We start from the raw sequence: 15,487 nt of genomic DNA, 5'->3' as shown, positions 1-15,487 counted from the left end.
GAAAGGACGACGTCCATGAATATGCAGACGACGAGCCGCCTGACTGCGGCCGAGACGGCGCTGATCGAGGCCTTCAATCAGCAGATCGGTGAGCTGCCGGGCAATGGTGCGGTAACAGCACTGCGGGACCGGCTTCTCGACGATCTGAAGAAAGCCGGCCTGCCGACGCGCCGGATCGAGGCCTGGCACTATACCGACCTCAAGAATCTTTTGCGCACTGTGCCGTCGCAGGCGGGTGATGCCGGCTCGGACGCTTTGGAGCCGATCATTGCTGATGCCACGGTGCTGGCGGTGATTCAGGGCCATTCCAACCAGAAGGCTGCCGCTGACGGTCTTGGCGTTTCGCCCTATTCCGAACGTCTGCTCGACGGCTCCGCCGCGGACGGCCTGAATGCGCTCGGCAGCGACGACGCGGTCGGCCGCATCAATGGCAGCTTCGTGCGCGACGGCTATGTCGTCGACGTGCCTGCCGATACCGAGCTTGAAAACCCGCTCGAAATCCAGTTCATCCATGCCGGTGGGCAGACGCACACGCGTCTTCCTGTTTCCTTCGGCGCAAACGTCAAGGCGACCGTCATCGAGCGTCACCTTGCGGTGACTGGCGACGCAGCCTTTGTGTCTCACGTCAGTGACATCGTTGTCGGCGAGGGCACGGAGCTGACCTGGATCATATTGCAGCAGCAGGGAGCCGACGATACGCATCTCGGCCAGATCCGCATCGATCTCGGCGCCGACGCCAAGCTTCGGCTTTTCGTCATCAATGCCGGCGGCAGGCTGGTGCGCCAGGAGCTCAACATCAAGGTGACGGGCGAGGGCGCAGACCTGACGCTGCGCGGCATCAATCTGCTCGGCGGCGACACGCATACCGATGTGACGATGGTGCTCGGCCACGACGTGCCGAATACCGGCTCGACCGAAGTGATCCGCAACGTCGTCTTCGACCGCGCCAAAGGTGTGTTCCAGGGCATGATCCGGGTCGCGCCCGATGCGCAGAAGACCGATGCCAAGATGGCCTGCAACACGTTGCTGATGTCCGACGATGCCGAATTCTCGGTCAAGCCCGAACTCGAAATTTTCGCCGACGACGTCCAGTGCGGCCATGGCGCCACGGTGACCGATATCGACGCCAACCATCTCTATTACATGATGGCGCGCGGCATTCCGGAGAACAAGGCGCGGGCGATGCTCGTCAACGCCTTCGTCGCCGAAATCGTCGAGGAACTGGAAGATGAGGACCTGGTCGAGGCGCTTGAAGGCGTGATTTCGGCCTGGCTCGAAAAGCACGCCTGATCGGATATATCAAATGGACAAGATCGTGCCGGCCACGCAATACGACGTCGAAGCCATCCGTCGGGATTTTCCGATCCTGGCGGAGAAGGTGTATGGCAAGCCGCTGGTCTATCTCGACAACGGCGCATCAGCGCAGAAGCCGCAGGTGGTGATCGACGCCATCTCGCATGCCTATAGCCATGAATATGCCAATGTGCATCGTGGCCTGCACTATCTCTCGAATGCAGCGACGGATGCCTATGAGGCAGCGCGCGAGAAGGTCCGTCGCTTCCTCAATGCGCCTTCGGTGAACGACATCGTCTTCACCAAGAATTCGACGGAAGCGATCAACACCGTTGCCTATGGCTGGGGCATGCCGAAGATCGGTGAAGGCGACGAGATCGTGCTGACGATCATGGAGCACCATTCCAACATCGTGCCCTGGCACTTCATCCGCGAGCGGCAGGGGGCCAAACTCGTCTGGGTGCCCGTTGACGACGAGGGCGCCTTCCATATCGAGGATTTCGAGAAAAGCCTGACGGAGCGCACCAAGCTCGTTGCCATCACCCATATGTCGAATGCGCTCGGCACCATCGTTCCCGTCAAGGAAGTCTGCCGGATCGCGCACGAACGCGGCATCCCGGTGCTGATCGACGGCAGCCAGGGCGCCGTGCATCTGCCTGTCGACGTGCAGGATATCGATTGCGACTGGTACGTCATGACCGGTCACAAACTCTACGGCCCGTCGGGCATCGGCGTGCTCTACGGCAAGAAGGAGCGGCTTTTCGAGATGCGGCCGTTCCAGGGCGGCGGGGAGATGATCTTCGAGGTCGCCGAGGATATGGTCACTTATAACGACCCGCCGCATCGCTTCGAGGCCGGCACGCCGCCGATCGTGCAGGCGATCGGGCTCGGTTACGCGCTCGACTACATGGAGAAGGTTGGCCGCGAGGCGATCGCCCGCCATGAGGCCGATCTTGCCGCCTATGCGATCGAGCGGCTGAAATCCGTTAATTCGCTGCGCGTCTTCGGGACGGCACCCGACAAGGGAAGCATCTTTTCCTTCGAGCTTGCCGGTATCCATGCCCATGACGTCTCGATGGTGATCGACCGGCAGGGTATTGCGGTCAGGGCCGGCACGCATTGCGCCATGCCGCTCTTGAAACGCTTCGGCGTCACCTCCACATGCCGTGCATCCTTCGGCATGTACAATACCCGCGCCGAGGTCGATGCCCTGGCCGATGCGCTTGAATATGCGCGCAAGTTCTTTGCTTGAGGAGTGTCCGTGATGAGCCTGGACGAAAGCGAACAGAAGATCGACGTGCGCGAAGGCATCGTGCATTCCAGCATTCCGGCCGATGAACTGGCGCGGCTGAGCGACGACGTCATCAGCGCGCTGAAGACCGTCTACGATCCGGAAATTCCAGCCGACATCTTCGAGCTGGGTCTGATCTACAAGATCGACATCGAAGAGGACCGGATGGTGAAGATCATGATGACGCTGACCGCACCCGGGTGCCCGGTTGCCGGCGAGATGCCCGGCTGGGTCGAAAATGCCGTCGGTGCCGTCGAAGGCGTGTCCGGCGTCGAGGTAGCCATGACCTTCGATCCGCCGTGGACGCCGGATCGTATGTCCGAAGAGGCGCAGGTCGCCGTCGGCTGGTACTGAGAGGATCGGTATTGATCCGTTTACCTCGGACGACTACATTTGAATCACGATGCACCGGATCTTGACCCCGGTTGCGGAAGGAGAATGAGCCGATGGGCTTTGCAATCATGAGCATGACGGACGGTGCCGCGGCCCGCGTCAAGGCGATCGTCGAGAACTCAGGATCGGATGCCAAAGGCATTCGCGTCGGCATCAAGAAGGGCGGCTGCGCCGGGATGGAATATACCATTGACCTGGTGACCGAGCCCAATGCCAAGGACGATTTGATCGAGCGCGACGGCGCCAAAGTCTGGGTTGAGCCGTCGGCAGCCCTTTATCTGCTCGGCACCGAAATGGGTTTCGAGACGACGACGCTGCGCTCCGGCTTCACCTTCACCAATCCGAACCAGACCTCGGCCTGCGGCTGCGGTGAATCCGTCGAACTGAAGCCTGCCGATCTGGCGGCCCTTGCCGTCCAGCGCCAGGTCGAGCCGGCGCACTCCTGATAGTCGCGCCCTTCAGGCTGGCGGGAAAATCTCAGCCAGCCAATTCTCGATGAAATCGGGGCGTGCTCAGTCGCGCTTGATGCTCATAAGCATTTCCCACATGTCGGCGCCGGTTTCGAAGACCACGGCGTTCGCCTTTTAGCTCTGCTCGGCTTCGATCAGATCGGTCAGCTCGGTGGCCGGATCGACATCGGATGCCGTCGGGCTGACGATGGCCTGGACGCCGCCTGACACAACGGAGGTGAGGCTGGTGTTCAGCCTGGCATAGCCCGGCGTGCTGCTATTGGCGATGTTGTTGGCAATTGCGCCGACACGCGTCGTCTGTGCTCGCATCCCCGAAAGAGCAGTGCTCGCAATGCCCATCAGCCGTTTCCCCAGAACTGGATGGTAACCTTGTAGCTGCGAGGGTTTAGGAAATGCTGAAGGCATTGCATTAGCAAAGACCTATAGCTGAGCGCGTCTTGCCGTCCATCTGTTTCGGATCGGCACGGAAGGATATCGGAGGGGCGCAGAACCATGGACAGCGTCGCTATCGCGTCGCCACCCAGTCGTGCCAATCGTTTTCGTTGCCGTTGAACACGTTGAGGTCGATCTTGCCGTCAACGCCTTCGGAAAGGCCGGAGCCGGAATACTGCCAGAACAGCCACTTGCGGCCGGGGTACACATTGGAGGGATGAGCGGCCACCGAGCGCAGCCAGAAGGGATAGTCGAGCATTTGGCCCTTCAAATTATCGCGGTAGAAGTCCGGCGCCGTGTAGATGATTGGGCGTTGGCCGTAATGGCGTTCCAGCTTGTCCATGAAAACCTGCATCTTTTCCCGGACGCGGGCGGGGGAAATGCGCCGCTTGCAGCTCGATTCGCCGTTCCATTCGACGTCGATAACAGGCGGAAGGGCATTTGCTTCCCTGGGCACGTTGCGGATGAACCAGTCGGCCTGTTCGCCGGCGGTCCGGCACCAATAAAAGAAATGATAGGCGCCGTGTTTCAGGCCGGCTTCCTTGGCCCGGCGCCAGTTCTTCTTGAACATCGGATCAAGATGGTCGCCGCCGTCCGTGGCCTTGATGTAGACGAAATTGGCGCCTTGCCTGCGCAGCGTCTCCCAGTCGATCTCGCCCTGCCAGCGCGACACGTCGACGCCGTGCACGGCAAGCTTTCGCGGCGAGGTGGAGCCGAAGTTGATGGGCTTGGCATCACGGAAGCGGTGGCCGTAAATCTGCCCGCGTGTCGGCGATCTCGCGGCGACATCGGGCATTGCATCGCCCGCGGGATTGGCCGGCATCAGCAGGGCGACCGGCTTCTCCGTCGGCAGCGGCATCCCGACCGGCCTGTCTGCGGGCACGAGCGCCTGCGGCTCGGGAACTTGTCCTGCCCAGCTCAACGCCTGCTGTGGCGGGCTTGCCTGCGGCGCAGGATCACCAACAGCGGCGGCAGGGATCGGGCCGCTCGGCTGCGCGATGGCATTGGTCGTTTCCGGCGATGGCACGTTGCCCAGCACATCTTCGGCGCCAGAACTGGCAGCGCATCCCGACAGGAGCAGGGCGGCGAGGAGGATTGCTGGCACGGCCGAGGGACGCATGAGAACCTGCACGCAAAACAAGGGACCAGCGGTGATCCATGTTGATGGAAGCCGCCTTTCTGAATTGCTAACAGAGACTTGCTAAGAAAGGTTAAATTTGATCCTTCTGCCCCAGAAGCGGCAAGCCCCTCCCAACTCGTGGGAAGGGCTTGCCGAATGGCTGCTACTCCGCCGCCTCGGCGTAGCTTTCCACCGGCGGGCAGGTGCAGATCAGGTTGCGGTCGCCATAGACGTTGTCGACGCGGTTGACCGGCGACCAGTATTTGTCGACGCGGAAGGCGCCGGGCGGGAAGCAGGCCTGTTCGCGGCTGTAAGGACGATCCCATTCGCCGACGAGATCTTCCACCGTGTGCGGGGCGTTCTTCAGCGGGTTGTTCACCTTGTCCATGCGGCCATCCTCGATGGCGCGGGCTTCCTCGCGGATCGCCAGCATCGCCTCGCAGAAACGGTCGAGTTCGGCCTTGGTCTCGCTTTCCGTCGGCTCGATCATCAGCGTGCCGGCGACCGGCCAGCTCATGGTTGGCGCGTGAAAGCCGCAGTCGATCAGGCGCTTGGCGACGTCGTCGACCGTGACGCCCGCGCTGTCGACCAGTGGGCGGGTGTCGATGATGCATTCATGCGCGACGCGGCCGGTCTCCGATTTGTAGAGCACGTCATAGGCGCCCTTCAACCGGGCGGCGATATAGTTGGCGTTGAGGATCGCCACCTTGGTTGCCTGCGTCAGGCCTTCGCCGCCCATCATCAGGCAATAGCTCCAGGAGATCGGCAGGATCGAGGCCGAGCCGAAGGCGGCGGCTGAAACCGCACCCGAACGCCCGTCGGTTTCGGGATGGCCGGGCAGATAGGGTGCCAGATGCGCCTTGACGCCGATCGGGCCCATGCCGGGTCCGCCGCCGCCATGCGGAATGCAAAAGGTCTTGTGCAGGTTGAGATGCGAAACGTCGGAGCCGATGTCACCGGGGCGGGACAGGCCGACCATGGCATTCATGTTGGCGCCGTCGAGATAGACCTGGCCGCCATGCTCATGCACGAGATCGCAGATTTCCTTGACGGTCTCCTCGAAGACGCCATGCGTCGAAGGGTAGGTGATCATGCAGCAGGCGAGGTTCTCGGCGTGCTGCTCCGCCTTGGCGCGGAAATCGTCAAGATCGATATCGCCGTTTTCGCGCACCTTGACGACGACCACCTTCATGCCGGCCATCTGGGCCGAGGCCGGGTTGGTGCCGTGTGCCGAGGTCGGGATCAGGCAGACGTCGCGATGGCTATCGCCATTGGCGATATGATAGTTGCGGATGGTCAGCAGGCCGGCATATTCGCCCTGCGCGCCGGAATTCGGCTGCATGGAGAAGGCGTCGTAGCCGGTGACGGCGCAGAGCTTTTCGATCAGGTCGTCGATCATCTCGCGGTAGCCGAGTGCCTGATCAGCCGGCACGAAGGGATGGATGTCGGAAAATTCCGGCCAGGTGATCGGCAGCATTTCCGCCGTCGCGTTGAGTTTCATCGTGCAGGAGCCGAGCGGGATCATCGAGCGGTCGAGCGCCAAGTCGCGATCGGAAAGCCGGCGGATATAACGCGTCATCTCGCTTTCGGCGCGGTTCATGTGGAAGATCGGATGGGCGAGGTAATCGCTGGTTCTGAGCAGGCCCTTCGGCAGGCGATAGGAGGGCTCGAAATCGGCAATGGTGAAATTGCCGCCGAAGGCGCGCCAGACGGCTTCGAGCGTCGCCGGCCGGGTGCGTTCGTCGAGGCTCATGCCGATTTTCGTTTCGCCGACCTTGCGCAGATTGACGCCTTCGGCGACGGCGGCACGCATGATCAGACCCTGCATGTGGCCGACGTCGACGGTGATGGTGTCGAAGAAGGTGTCGGGTTCGACCTTGTAACCGAGCTTTTCCAGCCCCTTGGCCATCAGCACGGCCTTCTGGTGCACCTGCTGGGCGATCGCCTTGATGCCCTTCGGGCCGTGGAAGACGGCATACATCGAGGCCATGACGGCAAGCAGCACCTGGGCGGTGCAGATGTTCGACGTCGCCTTCTCGCGGCGGATATGCTGTTCGCGGGTCTGCAGCGACAGGCGATAGGCGCGATTGCCGCGGGCATCGACGGAAACGCCGACGAGGCGGCCGGGCATGGAGCGCTTGATGGTATCCTTGACCGACATATAGGCTGCATGCGGGCCGCCGTAGCCAACCGTGACACCGAAGCGCTGCGAGGAGCCGACGGCGATATCGGCACCCATTTCGCCGGGCGATTTCAGCAGCGTCAGCGCCAGGATATCAGCGGCGACCACGGCAATGGCGCCGGTCTGGTGCAGGCGCGAGATCAGGCCAGTGAAATCATGCACGTGACCGTGCGTGCCGGGATACTGGAAGATCGCGCCGAAGACGTCGACGGGATCGAGATCGGTGAAGGGATTGCCGACGATGACGCTCCAGCCGAGCGGCTCGGCGCGGGTGCGGATGAGGGAGATGGTCTGCGGATGGCAGTCTGCATCGACGAAGAAGGCCTTCGCTTTCGACTTGGCGACGCGCTCGGCGATCGCCATGCCTTCGGCGGCGGCGGTTGCCTCGTCGAGCAGCGAGGCGTTGGCGACGTCGAGGCCGGTCAGGTCGCAGATCATCGTCTGGTAGTTCAACAGCGCTTCCAGGCGGCCCTGGCTGATCTCCGGCTGATAAGGCGTATAGGCGGTGTACCAGGCGGGGTTTTCCAGGATGTTGCGCTGGATGACCGGCGGCGTGATGGTGCCGTAGTAACCCTGGCCGATCAGCGAGACCAGCACCTTGTTCTTGTTGGCGGTCTCGCGCAGCTTGTCGAGCGCCTCGCGCTCGGTCATCGGCGCGCCCCAGACGAGCGGCTCCTTCTGGCGGATCGAGGGCGGCAACGTCGCGTCGATCAGGCCGTCGAGGCTGTTATAGCCGATCACCTTCAGCATGTCGGTCATCTCGGCCGGCGAGGGGCCGATATGACGGCGATTGGCGAAATCGTAGGGCTGATAGTCGGTGAACTGGAATTCTGTCGGCGTCGTCATTACGCAGTGAGCTCCTTGTAGGCCGCCTCGTCGAGCAGGCCATCGGCGTCGGCAGCATTTGCAAGCTTCAGCTTGAAAAACCAGCCGGCGCCCTGAGGATCGGAATTGACCAGCGACGGATCTGCAACGATGGCCGGATTGACCTCGGTGATCTCGCCATCAAGCGGACAATAGACGTCGGAAGCAGCCTTGACGGATTCAACGGTTGCGGCATTGCCGTTCTTGGAGAAGGTCGCGCCGACTTCCGGCAACTCGACGAAAACCAGGTCGCCGAGTTGATCGACGGCATAGTTGGTGATGCCGACCGTCGCAACGCCGCCTTCGATCTTCAGCCATTCGTGTTCTTCGGTAAATTTCAGCATTGTTCGTCCTCTCTGGAAAAGGTTTAGCGTTTGTAGGTCGGTGTGACGAAGGGCAGGGCGCTGACGGTGATCGGCAGATATTTGCCGCGCACCTCGGCGTAGACGAGCGTGCCTGGCGCAGCGTGGGAGACCGGCACGTATCCCATGGCGACGGGGCCTTCGACGCTGGGACCGAAGCCGCCCGAAGTGACGTCGCCGATTTCGACCTTGCCCTCAGCATCGGCATAGAGCTTGGCATGGCCGCGCACCGGCGCCTTGCCTTCCGGCTTCAGGCCGACGCGGCGGCGCGCGGCGCCGTTTTCGAGTTCGGACAGGATGCGGCCGGAGCCCGGGAAGCCGCCGGCGCGCGCACCGTTGCCGCGCCTTGCCTTCTGCATGGCCCATTCCAGCGCTGCCTCGACCGGCGAGGTGGTCGTATCGATGTCGTTGCCATAGAGGCAGAGACCGGCTTCGAGGCGCAGCGAATCGCGGGCGCCGAGGCCGATCGGCTGGACATCGGGATGTTCGAGCAACCGCATGGTGACATCTTCGGCCTTGTCTGATGGAATCGAGATCTCGAAGCCGTCCTCGCCGCTATAGCCGGAGCGCGAGACCAGACAGGAAACATCGTGCAGGCGGCAGTGGCGCACGTCCATGAATTTCATTGCCGCGACATCGGCCCAGAGTTCGGCAAGAACCTCGACCGCGCGTGGTCCCTGAAGCGCGATCAACGCGCGGTCGAGGACGGTGACATCACACTGGTCGCCGATATGGGCCTTGAGATGGGCTACATCAGCTTCCTTGCAGGCGGCATTGACGACGACGAAAAGGTGGTCGTCGAGATGGGTGATCATCAGGTCGTCGAGAATGCAGCCGGTATCGTCGGTGAAGAAGCCGTAGCGCTGGCGGCCTTCGGCAAGGCCAAGGATATCGACCGGCACCAGGCTTTCGAGCGCTAGCGCCGCATCTTCGTAGCTGCCCGATTTCGCCTTCACGATGACCTGGCCCATATGGGAGACATCGAAGAGACCGGCTTCGGCGCGGGTGTGAAGATGTTCCTTCATCACGCCGGCGGGATATTGCACCGGCATGTCATAGCCCGCGAACGGCACCATGCGGGCGCCAAGCGAAAGATGCAGGGCATGCAGCGGGGTTTTCTTCAGGGCAGCAGTATCGTCCAAAAGACGCCTCCGGGGTTTGCGCCTTCCCCAGAAGGCGCGGGCTCAAATCTGAAGGCGCGGTTGCGCACTTCTCTCCTGAGCCCCCTCTGTCCCTGTGCCTGAGATTGTTATCCCTTCGGCGAGCGTTTCGAGAACGCTTCTCTCCAGAGTTCCGTCTGCCCCTTGCTGGTCCTTTTGCCTGAGAGTTTCCGGGGCGGTTGCTCCTTCGGCACCGGCAAAAAACGCACCGGCTTCTCCCAACAAGGTTGGCGCAATTATCCGGTGGGTGCAGCACTTGGCAAGACCAAATGTCGTGACCGGGCAAATTTTTGTCGTCTTATTCCCAGCAAGCGTTGATCTCAGGCAAATCTGCTTTTGCATTCCGTGCTAAAACCGGCTATCGCGGCCTTCTGTTGAAGGGGATCTCATGCGGCAGACCGGACTGAAAGCGACGCTCTTCCTGCGCATGCTTTGCGCATTGAGCCTGCTTTTGCTCGGCCTTGCCCATCAGGCGCCGCAGGCTGTCGCTGCCGAAGGCTACGATGCCGCGGCCTATGTGCTGCCCGACGGCACCTTCGCCTCGCTCTGCGTCACCGTCAAGGATGCCGACGGCAAGACCATTGCCTTCAAGCCGAATTGCGAAGCCTGCCGGCTGTCGGTCTCCACCATCCTGCCGACGCCGGATGCGGACTCTTGGCTCGAGCGCGAACTCGCTGCGCTGATCAACGCGCCGATCGAAACATCGGCCGTTTCAGGCGCAAGCGCCGTCTGGCGGCCGAATTCGCGCGCGCCTCCCATTCTCGTCTGATCTTCCTCCACCGCCTATGATTCAGCATGCCGGTCCGCCCGAGAAAATACCGCGGCCGGCGAGGAGATATCCGATGAAGACCATCAAGACTTTTGGCAAGACATTCGGCAAAACGCTAGGGCTTGCCGCCCTTCTTTCCGCAACCGCCATTGCCGGCGCCGAGGCCCATGTGAGCTTCCTCGACAAGCAAGCGACGCAGGACAGCACCATTCTCGCCACGCTGCAGGTGCCGCACGGCTGCGACGGCAAGGCGACCACGGAAGTGCGGGTCAAGCTGCCGGAAGGCTTCGTCTTCGCCAAACCGCAACCGAAAGCCGGCTGGGAGCTCGAGGTGATCAAGGGCGACTATCAGAAGACCTACGACAATCACGGCGACAGGGTGAACAAGGGCGCGATCGAAGTGCGCTGGAAGAACGGCAATCTCGCCGACGATTTCTACGACACTTTCGTCATCCAGGGGAAAGTATCAGGCGTCGAGGCCGGCACCTCGCTCGCCTTTCCGGTGACACAGATATGCGGCGATATGGTCACGGCCTGGGACCAGGTGGCAAAAGAAGGCGGCGATGCGCATGGGCTGAAAAGCCCGGCACCGCTTTTGAAGGTCATGGCCGGCGAAGACCACGGTCACGACCATGAGGATATGGCCGGCATGGACATGTCCGGTATGAACATGAGCGGGACGGCGGGCATGGGCGCTGCTACACCGGTTGTCGAAACGGTCAAGGCCGGCGATCTCGAAATCTCCGGCGGGTTCGCCAAGGCAATGCTGCCCGGCCAGCCGGTCGGCGGCGGCTTTTTCACAGTGAAAAACAACGGCAAGACGGACGATCGCTTGCTGTCCGTGACGTCGCCTGTATCAGGCGAGGTTCAGATCCACGAGATGGAGACCAAGGATAACGTCATGCGGATGCGCCAGCTGAAGGACGGTGTCGCCATCGCCGCGGGCGAGACGATCAAGCTTGAGCCCGGCACCCTGCATCTGATGTTCCAGAAGGTGAAGACGCCGTTCAAGCAGGGCGACACGGTGCCTGTGACGCTGACCTTCGAAAAGGCCGGCAAAGTCGATCTGGTCCTGCAGGTGCTCTCCGCCCAGGGCAAGTGAGAGGCCATTCAAAGTGCTACAGCGTCCTTTGCGCGTCTGAAAAGACGCGCGGCGCTGTCGTTAAATCAGAAAAGCCCGCGACTGTAACCGCAGTCGCGGGCTGTCGTTTGGAAGGCGATCGCCTCAGAAGTCTTCGTAGGATCGCAGCGCCTGTTTCAGGCCGGCCTGCGGCTGGCGGTTGCCCTTGGCCATCAGGTCGAGTGCCACTTCGGTCGACTGGATGATGCTGGAGGGCTCGTCTATTTCCTCAGTGCCTTCGGGCTTCAACTGCCGGTCGGCAACGCGCCGTGCGTCGCGCGCCGCAGTGCTCGTCGCGACACGCTGCGGGATTCGCAGCGACTCGAAAGCAATGGCGGCGGTATTGGCCGATACGGACAGGAGCTGGGTCATGCCAATCACCGTATCGGCGTGATCTTGGTGCCTTCATAAGAAAATCATTGGCATTTTACAAAATGGTAAGAATTCATATGAGCTCGATTGGAATCACTTTCACAACGCGGTAAATCCGGCTCATGATCCAGGCTCTCCTTGTCGCCTTCGGCGGCGCTATCGGTTCCGTTCTCAGGTATTATGTCGGCCGGTGGGCGCTGAAACTGATGGGGCCGGCATTCCCCTGGGGCACGCTTACCGTCAATGTCGTCGGCTGCTTCGTCATCGGCGTCTTCGCAGAACTGATCGCGCGGAAATTCAACGCCTCGGTGGAATTGCGCCTCCTGCTGATCACCGGCTTCCTTGGCGGCTTCACTACCTTCTCGGCCTTCTCGCTGGACGCCATCTCGCTGTTCGAGCGCGGCGAGACCGTCGCCGGGGGTATTTATATCGCTGCGAGCGTCGGATTTTCAATGGCGGCCGTCATAGCCGGGCTCGCCACCATGCGCGCTTTGGCCTGATTTCGATTCCGGTTTCCGTTTTGCGTGAAAATGCTCTAAAGGCTGCGGCAAGAACGCCGGCTCGGCCTGCGCTGCAATTTCCGAAAGATTTCTTATGGCTGGCATAGAACATATCAAGATTGAACCTGACGAAGCGGGCATGCGGCTCGATCGCTGGTTCAAGGTGCACTTTCCGGGGCTCGGCTTCGGTCCGCTGCAGAAGCTATTGCGCTCCGGCCAGGTGCGCGTCGACGGCGGACGTGTCAAATCGGATGCGCGCGTGCAGCCCGGCCAGACGGTGCGCGTGCCGCCGCTCGACGTCGATGCGAAGCTGAAATCCGGACCGATCGCCGGCAAGGATCTCAAGCATTCGACGGATTTCGAGCTGCTGTCGCGCATGGTGCTGCATGAGGACGAAAAGGTAATCGTGCTCAACAAGCCTCCTGGTCTTGCGGTGCAGGGCGGCTCGGGTGTGGCCAGGCATATCGACCAGATGCTCGAAGCCTGGACCAGCCCGAAGGGCGAGAAGCCGCGGCTCGTTCACCGTCTCGACCGCGACACATCGGGTGTTCTCGTCATCGCCCGCACACGCGGCGCAGCACAGAAACTGACGGCCGCCTTCCGCGAGCGCGATACCAAGAAGACCTACTGGGCGCTGGTCAAGGGTGTGCCGCGCAAACACGAGGACAAGATCTCGACCTGGCTTGTCAAGGAGCCGACGATCGACGGCGACCGCATGCGGATCGCCAAACACGGCGAGGACGGAGCAGATCACGCCGTTTCCTTCTATCGCGTGCTCGAAACCGCCGCCCAGAACCTCGCCTGGTTGGAGATGGAACCCTATACCGGCCGTACCCATCAGCTGCGTGTGCACGCGCTGCATATCGGCCATCCGATCATCGGCGACCCGAAATATTTCGACGACGATCCGAATTGGGATTTTCCAGGCGGCGTCCAGAAGAAGCTGCATCTGCACGCACGTCGCATCGACATCCCGCACCCCTCCGGCGGGCGCCTGCGCGTCACCGCGCCGCTGCCGTCGCATATGGTGCAGACCTGGAACCTTCTCGGCCTCGACCTCGCCGGTGCCGAAAGGGACGCCGAATGAAACTGGCGCTTTTTGATTGCGACGGCACACTGGTCGATAGCGCCGGTCTGATCCACGAAACCATGCGCAGGACCTTCGACAAGTTCGGCAAGCCGGAACCGCGCTTTGAAGACACCAAGGCCATTATCGGCCTGTCCCTCGATATCGCGATTGCCCGCATGCTGGGCAGGCCACATGTTGAGCAGGAAGACGTCGACATGACGGCGCATTACAAATCGCTGTTCTCGATCGTGCGTCAGGATATCGATTACAAAGAGCCGCTGTTTCCCGGCATCGGCGAGATGATCGATGCGATCATCGGGCGCGACGACCTGCTGATCGGCGCGGTCACGGGTAAATCCCGCCGCGGGCTCAATCTCGTGATGGAGACGCATGGTTTCGACAAGCATTTCATCGTCGCACGCACCGCCGACGATTGCCCGTCCAAACCGCATCCGGCCATGGTGACGGAATGCTGCGATGAAACCGGCATGAATGCTGCCGACACCATTGTCATCGGCGATGCGGTTTACGATATGCAGATGGCAAAGGCTGCCGGCGCCAAGGCAATCGGCGTTGCCTGGGGCTATGCCAGCGTGGATGAGCTGATCGCCAACGGCGCTGATGCGATCGCCTACCATCCGAACGAGATATTGCGTCATTTTTCCTGAGGTGAGCCCATGCGCGATTTGCTGAACGACCTTTCCGAAGGCCTGAGCCATCCCGATCCCATCCGCCGCGCGCAGATCCAGATGAAGAAGCCGCTGCCGAAGCGTTTCTATACCGATGTCGCCGTTGCCGAGCACGAGGGCGGTTTTGCGATTACGCTCGACGGCAAGATGGTGCGCACACCGGCGCGGCAGGTTCTCGCCGTGCCGACCGAGGCGCTGGCGCGGCTTGTCGCTGCCGAATGGCAGGCGCAGGGCGAGGAGATCAATCCTATGAGCATGCCGGTGACGCGGCTCGTCAACACCGCACTCGACGGCGTTGCCGCCAATGCGCAGGCGATCTTCGAAGATATTCTGCGCTTTTCCGCCAGCGACCTCATCTGCTACCGCGCCGAGGAGCCGGAACTGCTGGTCGAGCGCCAAGCCGAGCGCTGGGATCCGGTGATCGACTGGGCGGCGAATGATCTCGGCGCCCGGTTCATCCTCGTCGAAGGGGTGATGCCGCATGAGCAGCCGCGCGAGGCGACGGCCGCCTTCGCCGTCACACTCGCGAGATATGATAACCCGATGGCACTTGCCGCGCTCCACACAGTCACCACGCTGACCGGCTCGGCGATCCTGGCGCTCGCCTTGGCCGAGGGCCGGGTGACGGTGGAGGAGGCCTGGTCGCTGGCCCATCTCGACGAAGACTGGACGATCGAGCATTGGGGCAGCGACGAGGAAGCCGAGCAGCGGCGTGCCAAGCGCTTTGCCGAGTTCAAAGCCGCAGCGGATGTTTTTTTCGCCCTAAGCGCCTGAAACATATTGCCTTCCAATGCATTATGACGAAGTCTGCGACTCCAACGGGGTGGTGCGGGATTTTGCAATGAATTGGCTGAGGTCGTGTTTTTGCCGGGCGACACTCATCTGTGTCGCGCTCACGGCCTGCGGCAGCCTCTCGGCCACCAAGCCGGCGGCGCCGGTCTATGATGTGCGCAGCGCCGTCGTTCTCTCCGGCCCTAACATGCCGGCCGAGCTGCTTTCCGGCGTCAACGATCGCGTCAACGCGGCGATCAACGCTACCGTGCGCGACACCGTGCTGCCGCGGGTGGTGCTGACGATCCGCGTGGTTTCCGTCCAGAAGGGCCTCGGCTTCCAGAAGGACCGCAACGTCGCCAAGATCAGCATCGATGCGGCCTCGGTCGAAGACGGCTCGGTCATCGCCGTCAGTGCCTTCGACGTGACCAGCATCGCCGCCGATCCCAAGCTTGCCGACGAGATTCTGGCCGATGACGTCGCGGCAAGGATACGCTCGGTTTTCTCACTCAGCGGGCGCGGCGCTAAATAATTGGAGCATGATGTTGCCCGAAAACCGCGCACACTCTTCGGCATCTTGCTCTAGCGCATAATCTAACCGCCGGATTGCCGCCCGCAGCGGCGAGGGAG

At 61.9% G+C, this 15,487-nt stretch carries 16 protein-coding genes, 1 pseudogene and 1 riboswitch; of the genes and pseudogenes, 11 read left to right on the top strand and 6 right to left on the bottom strand.

Annotated elements, in window-relative coordinates; all coding sequences use genetic code 11:
* Window positions 1-15 precede the first annotated feature (15 nt).
* From sufD to sufA, 4 genes are all read left to right on the top strand, one after another.
* Window positions 16-1,290, top strand: a complete 1,275-nt coding sequence (gene sufD, locus N2600_RS11245; RefSeq protein ID WP_170255824.1) for a Fe-S cluster assembly protein SufD — start codon at window positions 16-18, stop codon at window positions 1,288-1,290.
* Window positions 1,291-1,303: 13 nt separating this feature from the next.
* The gene (locus N2600_RS11240; RefSeq protein WP_170255825.1) at window positions 1,304-2,545 is read left to right on the top strand and encodes a cysteine desulfurase; all 1,242 of its coding nucleotides are present in this window, start codon (window positions 1,304-1,306) and stop codon (window positions 2,543-2,545) included.
* A 12-nt stretch (window positions 2,546-2,557) separates the two neighbouring features.
* The gene (locus tag N2600_RS11235; RefSeq protein WP_170255826.1) at window positions 2,558-2,938 is read left to right on the top strand and encodes an SUF system Fe-S cluster assembly protein; all 381 of its coding nucleotides are present in this window, start codon (window positions 2,558-2,560) and stop codon (window positions 2,936-2,938) included.
* 92 nt (window positions 2,939-3,030) lie between these two features.
* The gene (sufA, locus tag N2600_RS11230) at window positions 3,031-3,423 is read left to right on the top strand and encodes a Fe-S cluster assembly scaffold SufA (RefSeq protein ID WP_260298751.1); all 393 of its coding nucleotides are present in this window, start codon (window positions 3,031-3,033) and stop codon (window positions 3,421-3,423) included.
* 66 nt (window positions 3,424-3,489) lie between these two features.
* Here the strand turns inward: sufA and N2600_RS11225 are convergent.
* The 5 genes and pseudogenes from N2600_RS11225 to gcvT form a co-directional block, all read right to left on the bottom strand.
* Window positions 3,490-3,786 (bottom strand): annotated as a pseudogene (locus N2600_RS11225) (flagellar basal body protein).
* Between the two features lie 166 nt (window positions 3,787-3,952).
* Window positions 3,953-4,999, bottom strand: a complete 1,047-nt coding sequence (locus N2600_RS11220) for a glycoside hydrolase family 25 protein (RefSeq protein ID WP_260110913.1) — start codon at window positions 4,997-4,999, stop codon at window positions 3,953-3,955.
* A gap of 163 nt (window positions 5,000-5,162) precedes the next feature.
* A complete protein-coding gene (gene gcvP, locus N2600_RS11215; protein ID WP_260298750.1) occupies window positions 5,163-8,027 on the bottom strand; it encodes an aminomethyl-transferring glycine dehydrogenase in 2,865 nt (954 codons plus the stop codon).
* Window positions 8,027-8,389 carry a glycine cleavage system protein GcvH gene (gcvH, locus tag N2600_RS11210; protein WP_017964444.1) on the bottom strand — a complete coding sequence of 121 codons (363 nt, stop codon included), beginning with the start codon at window positions 8,387-8,389 and terminating at the stop codon, window positions 8,027-8,029. Before gcvH ends, gcvP begins: the two co-directional genes overlap by 1 nt.
* Before the next feature lie 23 nt (window positions 8,390-8,412).
* A complete protein-coding gene (gene gcvT, locus N2600_RS11205) occupies window positions 8,413-9,549 on the bottom strand; it encodes a glycine cleavage system aminomethyltransferase GcvT (RefSeq protein WP_260298749.1) in 1,137 nt (378 codons plus the stop codon).
* Between the two features lie 156 nt (window positions 9,550-9,705).
* A riboswitch (glycine riboswitch) is annotated at window positions 9,706-9,798 on the bottom strand.
* A gap of 157 nt (window positions 9,799-9,955) precedes the next feature.
* On the opposite strand from gcvT, the gene N2600_RS11200 reads away from it, so the two are divergent.
* Both N2600_RS11200 and N2600_RS11195 read left to right on the top strand, forming a co-directional pair.
* Window positions 9,956-10,336: a hypothetical protein gene (locus tag N2600_RS11200; RefSeq protein WP_222385096.1), complete on the top strand. Its 381-nt coding sequence runs from the start codon at window positions 9,956-9,958 to the stop codon at window positions 10,334-10,336.
* Between the two features lie 73 nt (window positions 10,337-10,409).
* Window positions 10,410-11,438, top strand: coding sequence for a DUF1775 domain-containing protein (locus N2600_RS11195; RefSeq protein WP_260298748.1), 1,029 nt, complete (start codon window positions 10,410-10,412; stop codon window positions 11,436-11,438).
* Between the two features lie 123 nt (window positions 11,439-11,561).
* Here the strand turns inward: N2600_RS11195 and N2600_RS11190 are convergent, their stop codons facing one another.
* Entirely contained in the window at window positions 11,562-11,828 is a 267-nt protein-coding gene (locus tag N2600_RS11190) for a hypothetical protein (RefSeq protein ID WP_222385094.1), read from the bottom strand.
* Window positions 11,829-11,950: 122 nt separating this feature from the next.
* Between N2600_RS11190 and crcB the strand changes: the two genes are divergently transcribed.
* From crcB to N2600_RS11165, 5 genes are all read left to right on the top strand, one after another.
* Window positions 11,951-12,328 (top strand): fluoride efflux transporter CrcB, encoded by a 378-nt coding sequence (crcB, locus tag N2600_RS11185; RefSeq protein WP_170278152.1) that lies wholly within the window; start codon window positions 11,951-11,953, stop codon window positions 12,326-12,328.
* Window positions 12,329-12,422: 94 nt separating this feature from the next.
* A complete protein-coding gene (locus N2600_RS11180; RefSeq protein ID WP_017964438.1) occupies window positions 12,423-13,415 on the top strand; it encodes an RluA family pseudouridine synthase in 993 nt (330 codons plus the stop codon).
* Window positions 13,412-14,065: an HAD-IA family hydrolase gene (locus tag N2600_RS11175; RefSeq protein ID WP_260110910.1), complete on the top strand. Its 654-nt coding sequence runs from the start codon at window positions 13,412-13,414 to the stop codon at window positions 14,063-14,065. The genes N2600_RS11180 and N2600_RS11175 overlap by 4 nt, the downstream gene beginning before the upstream one ends.
* Window positions 14,066-14,074: 9 nt before the next feature.
* A complete protein-coding gene (locus N2600_RS11170; RefSeq protein WP_260110909.1) occupies window positions 14,075-14,860 on the top strand; it encodes an ATP12 family chaperone protein in 786 nt (261 codons plus the stop codon).
* Window positions 14,861-14,927: 67 nt separating this feature from the next.
* A complete protein-coding gene (locus N2600_RS11165) occupies window positions 14,928-15,389 on the top strand; it encodes a hypothetical protein (RefSeq protein WP_260110908.1) in 462 nt (153 codons plus the stop codon).
* Window positions 15,390-15,487 lie beyond the last annotated feature (98 nt).

This window comes from Rhizobium sp. WSM1274 (assembly GCF_025200775.1).
In the GTDB taxonomy this organism is placed as follows: domain Bacteria; phylum Pseudomonadota; class Alphaproteobacteria; order Rhizobiales; family Rhizobiaceae; genus Rhizobium; species Rhizobium leguminosarum_I.
The sequence above is the reverse complement of the archived record's forward strand: the minus strand, read 5'-3'. Positions and strand labels throughout refer to the sequence as shown.

Coding starts and splice junctions, on each gene's coding strand:
- gcvH (WP_017964444.1), bottom strand. CDS start 8,389: ATGCTGAAATTTACCGAAGAACACGAATGGCTGAAGATCGAAGGCGGC.
- N2600_RS11200 (WP_222385096.1), top strand. CDS start 9,956: ATGCGGCAGACCGGACTGAAAGCGACGCTCTTCCTGCGCATGCTTTGC.
- crcB (WP_170278152.1), top strand. CDS start 11,951: ATGATCCAGGCTCTCCTTGTCGCCTTCGGCGGCGCTATCGGTTCCGTT.
- N2600_RS11240 (WP_170255825.1), top strand. CDS start 1,304: ATGGACAAGATCGTGCCGGCCACGCAATACGACGTCGAAGCCATCCGT.
- N2600_RS11195 (WP_260298748.1), top strand. CDS start 10,410: ATGAAGACCATCAAGACTTTTGGCAAGACATTCGGCAAAACGCTAGGG.
- N2600_RS11220 (WP_260110913.1), bottom strand. CDS start 4,999: ATGCGTCCCTCGGCCGTGCCAGCAATCCTCCTCGCCGCCCTGCTCCTG.
- N2600_RS11170 (WP_260110909.1), top strand. CDS start 14,075: ATGCGCGATTTGCTGAACGACCTTTCCGAAGGCCTGAGCCATCCCGAT.
- N2600_RS11190 (WP_222385094.1), bottom strand. CDS start 11,828: ATGACCCAGCTCCTGTCCGTATCGGCCAATACCGCCGCCATTGCTTTC.
- sufA (WP_260298751.1), top strand. CDS start 3,031: ATGGGCTTTGCAATCATGAGCATGACGGACGGTGCCGCGGCCCGCGTC.
- sufD (WP_170255824.1), top strand. CDS start 16: ATGAATATGCAGACGACGAGCCGCCTGACTGCGGCCGAGACGGCGCTG.
- gcvP (WP_260298750.1), bottom strand. CDS start 8,027: ATGACGACGCCGACAGAATTCCAGTTCACCGACTATCAGCCCTACGAT.
- N2600_RS11180 (WP_017964438.1), top strand. CDS start 12,423: ATGGCTGGCATAGAACATATCAAGATTGAACCTGACGAAGCGGGCATG.
- N2600_RS11175 (WP_260110910.1), top strand. CDS start 13,412: ATGAAACTGGCGCTTTTTGATTGCGACGGCACACTGGTCGATAGCGCC.
- N2600_RS11235 (WP_170255826.1), top strand. CDS start 2,558: ATGAGCCTGGACGAAAGCGAACAGAAGATCGACGTGCGCGAAGGCATC.
- N2600_RS11165 (WP_260110908.1), top strand. CDS start 14,928: ATGAATTGGCTGAGGTCGTGTTTTTGCCGGGCGACACTCATCTGTGTC.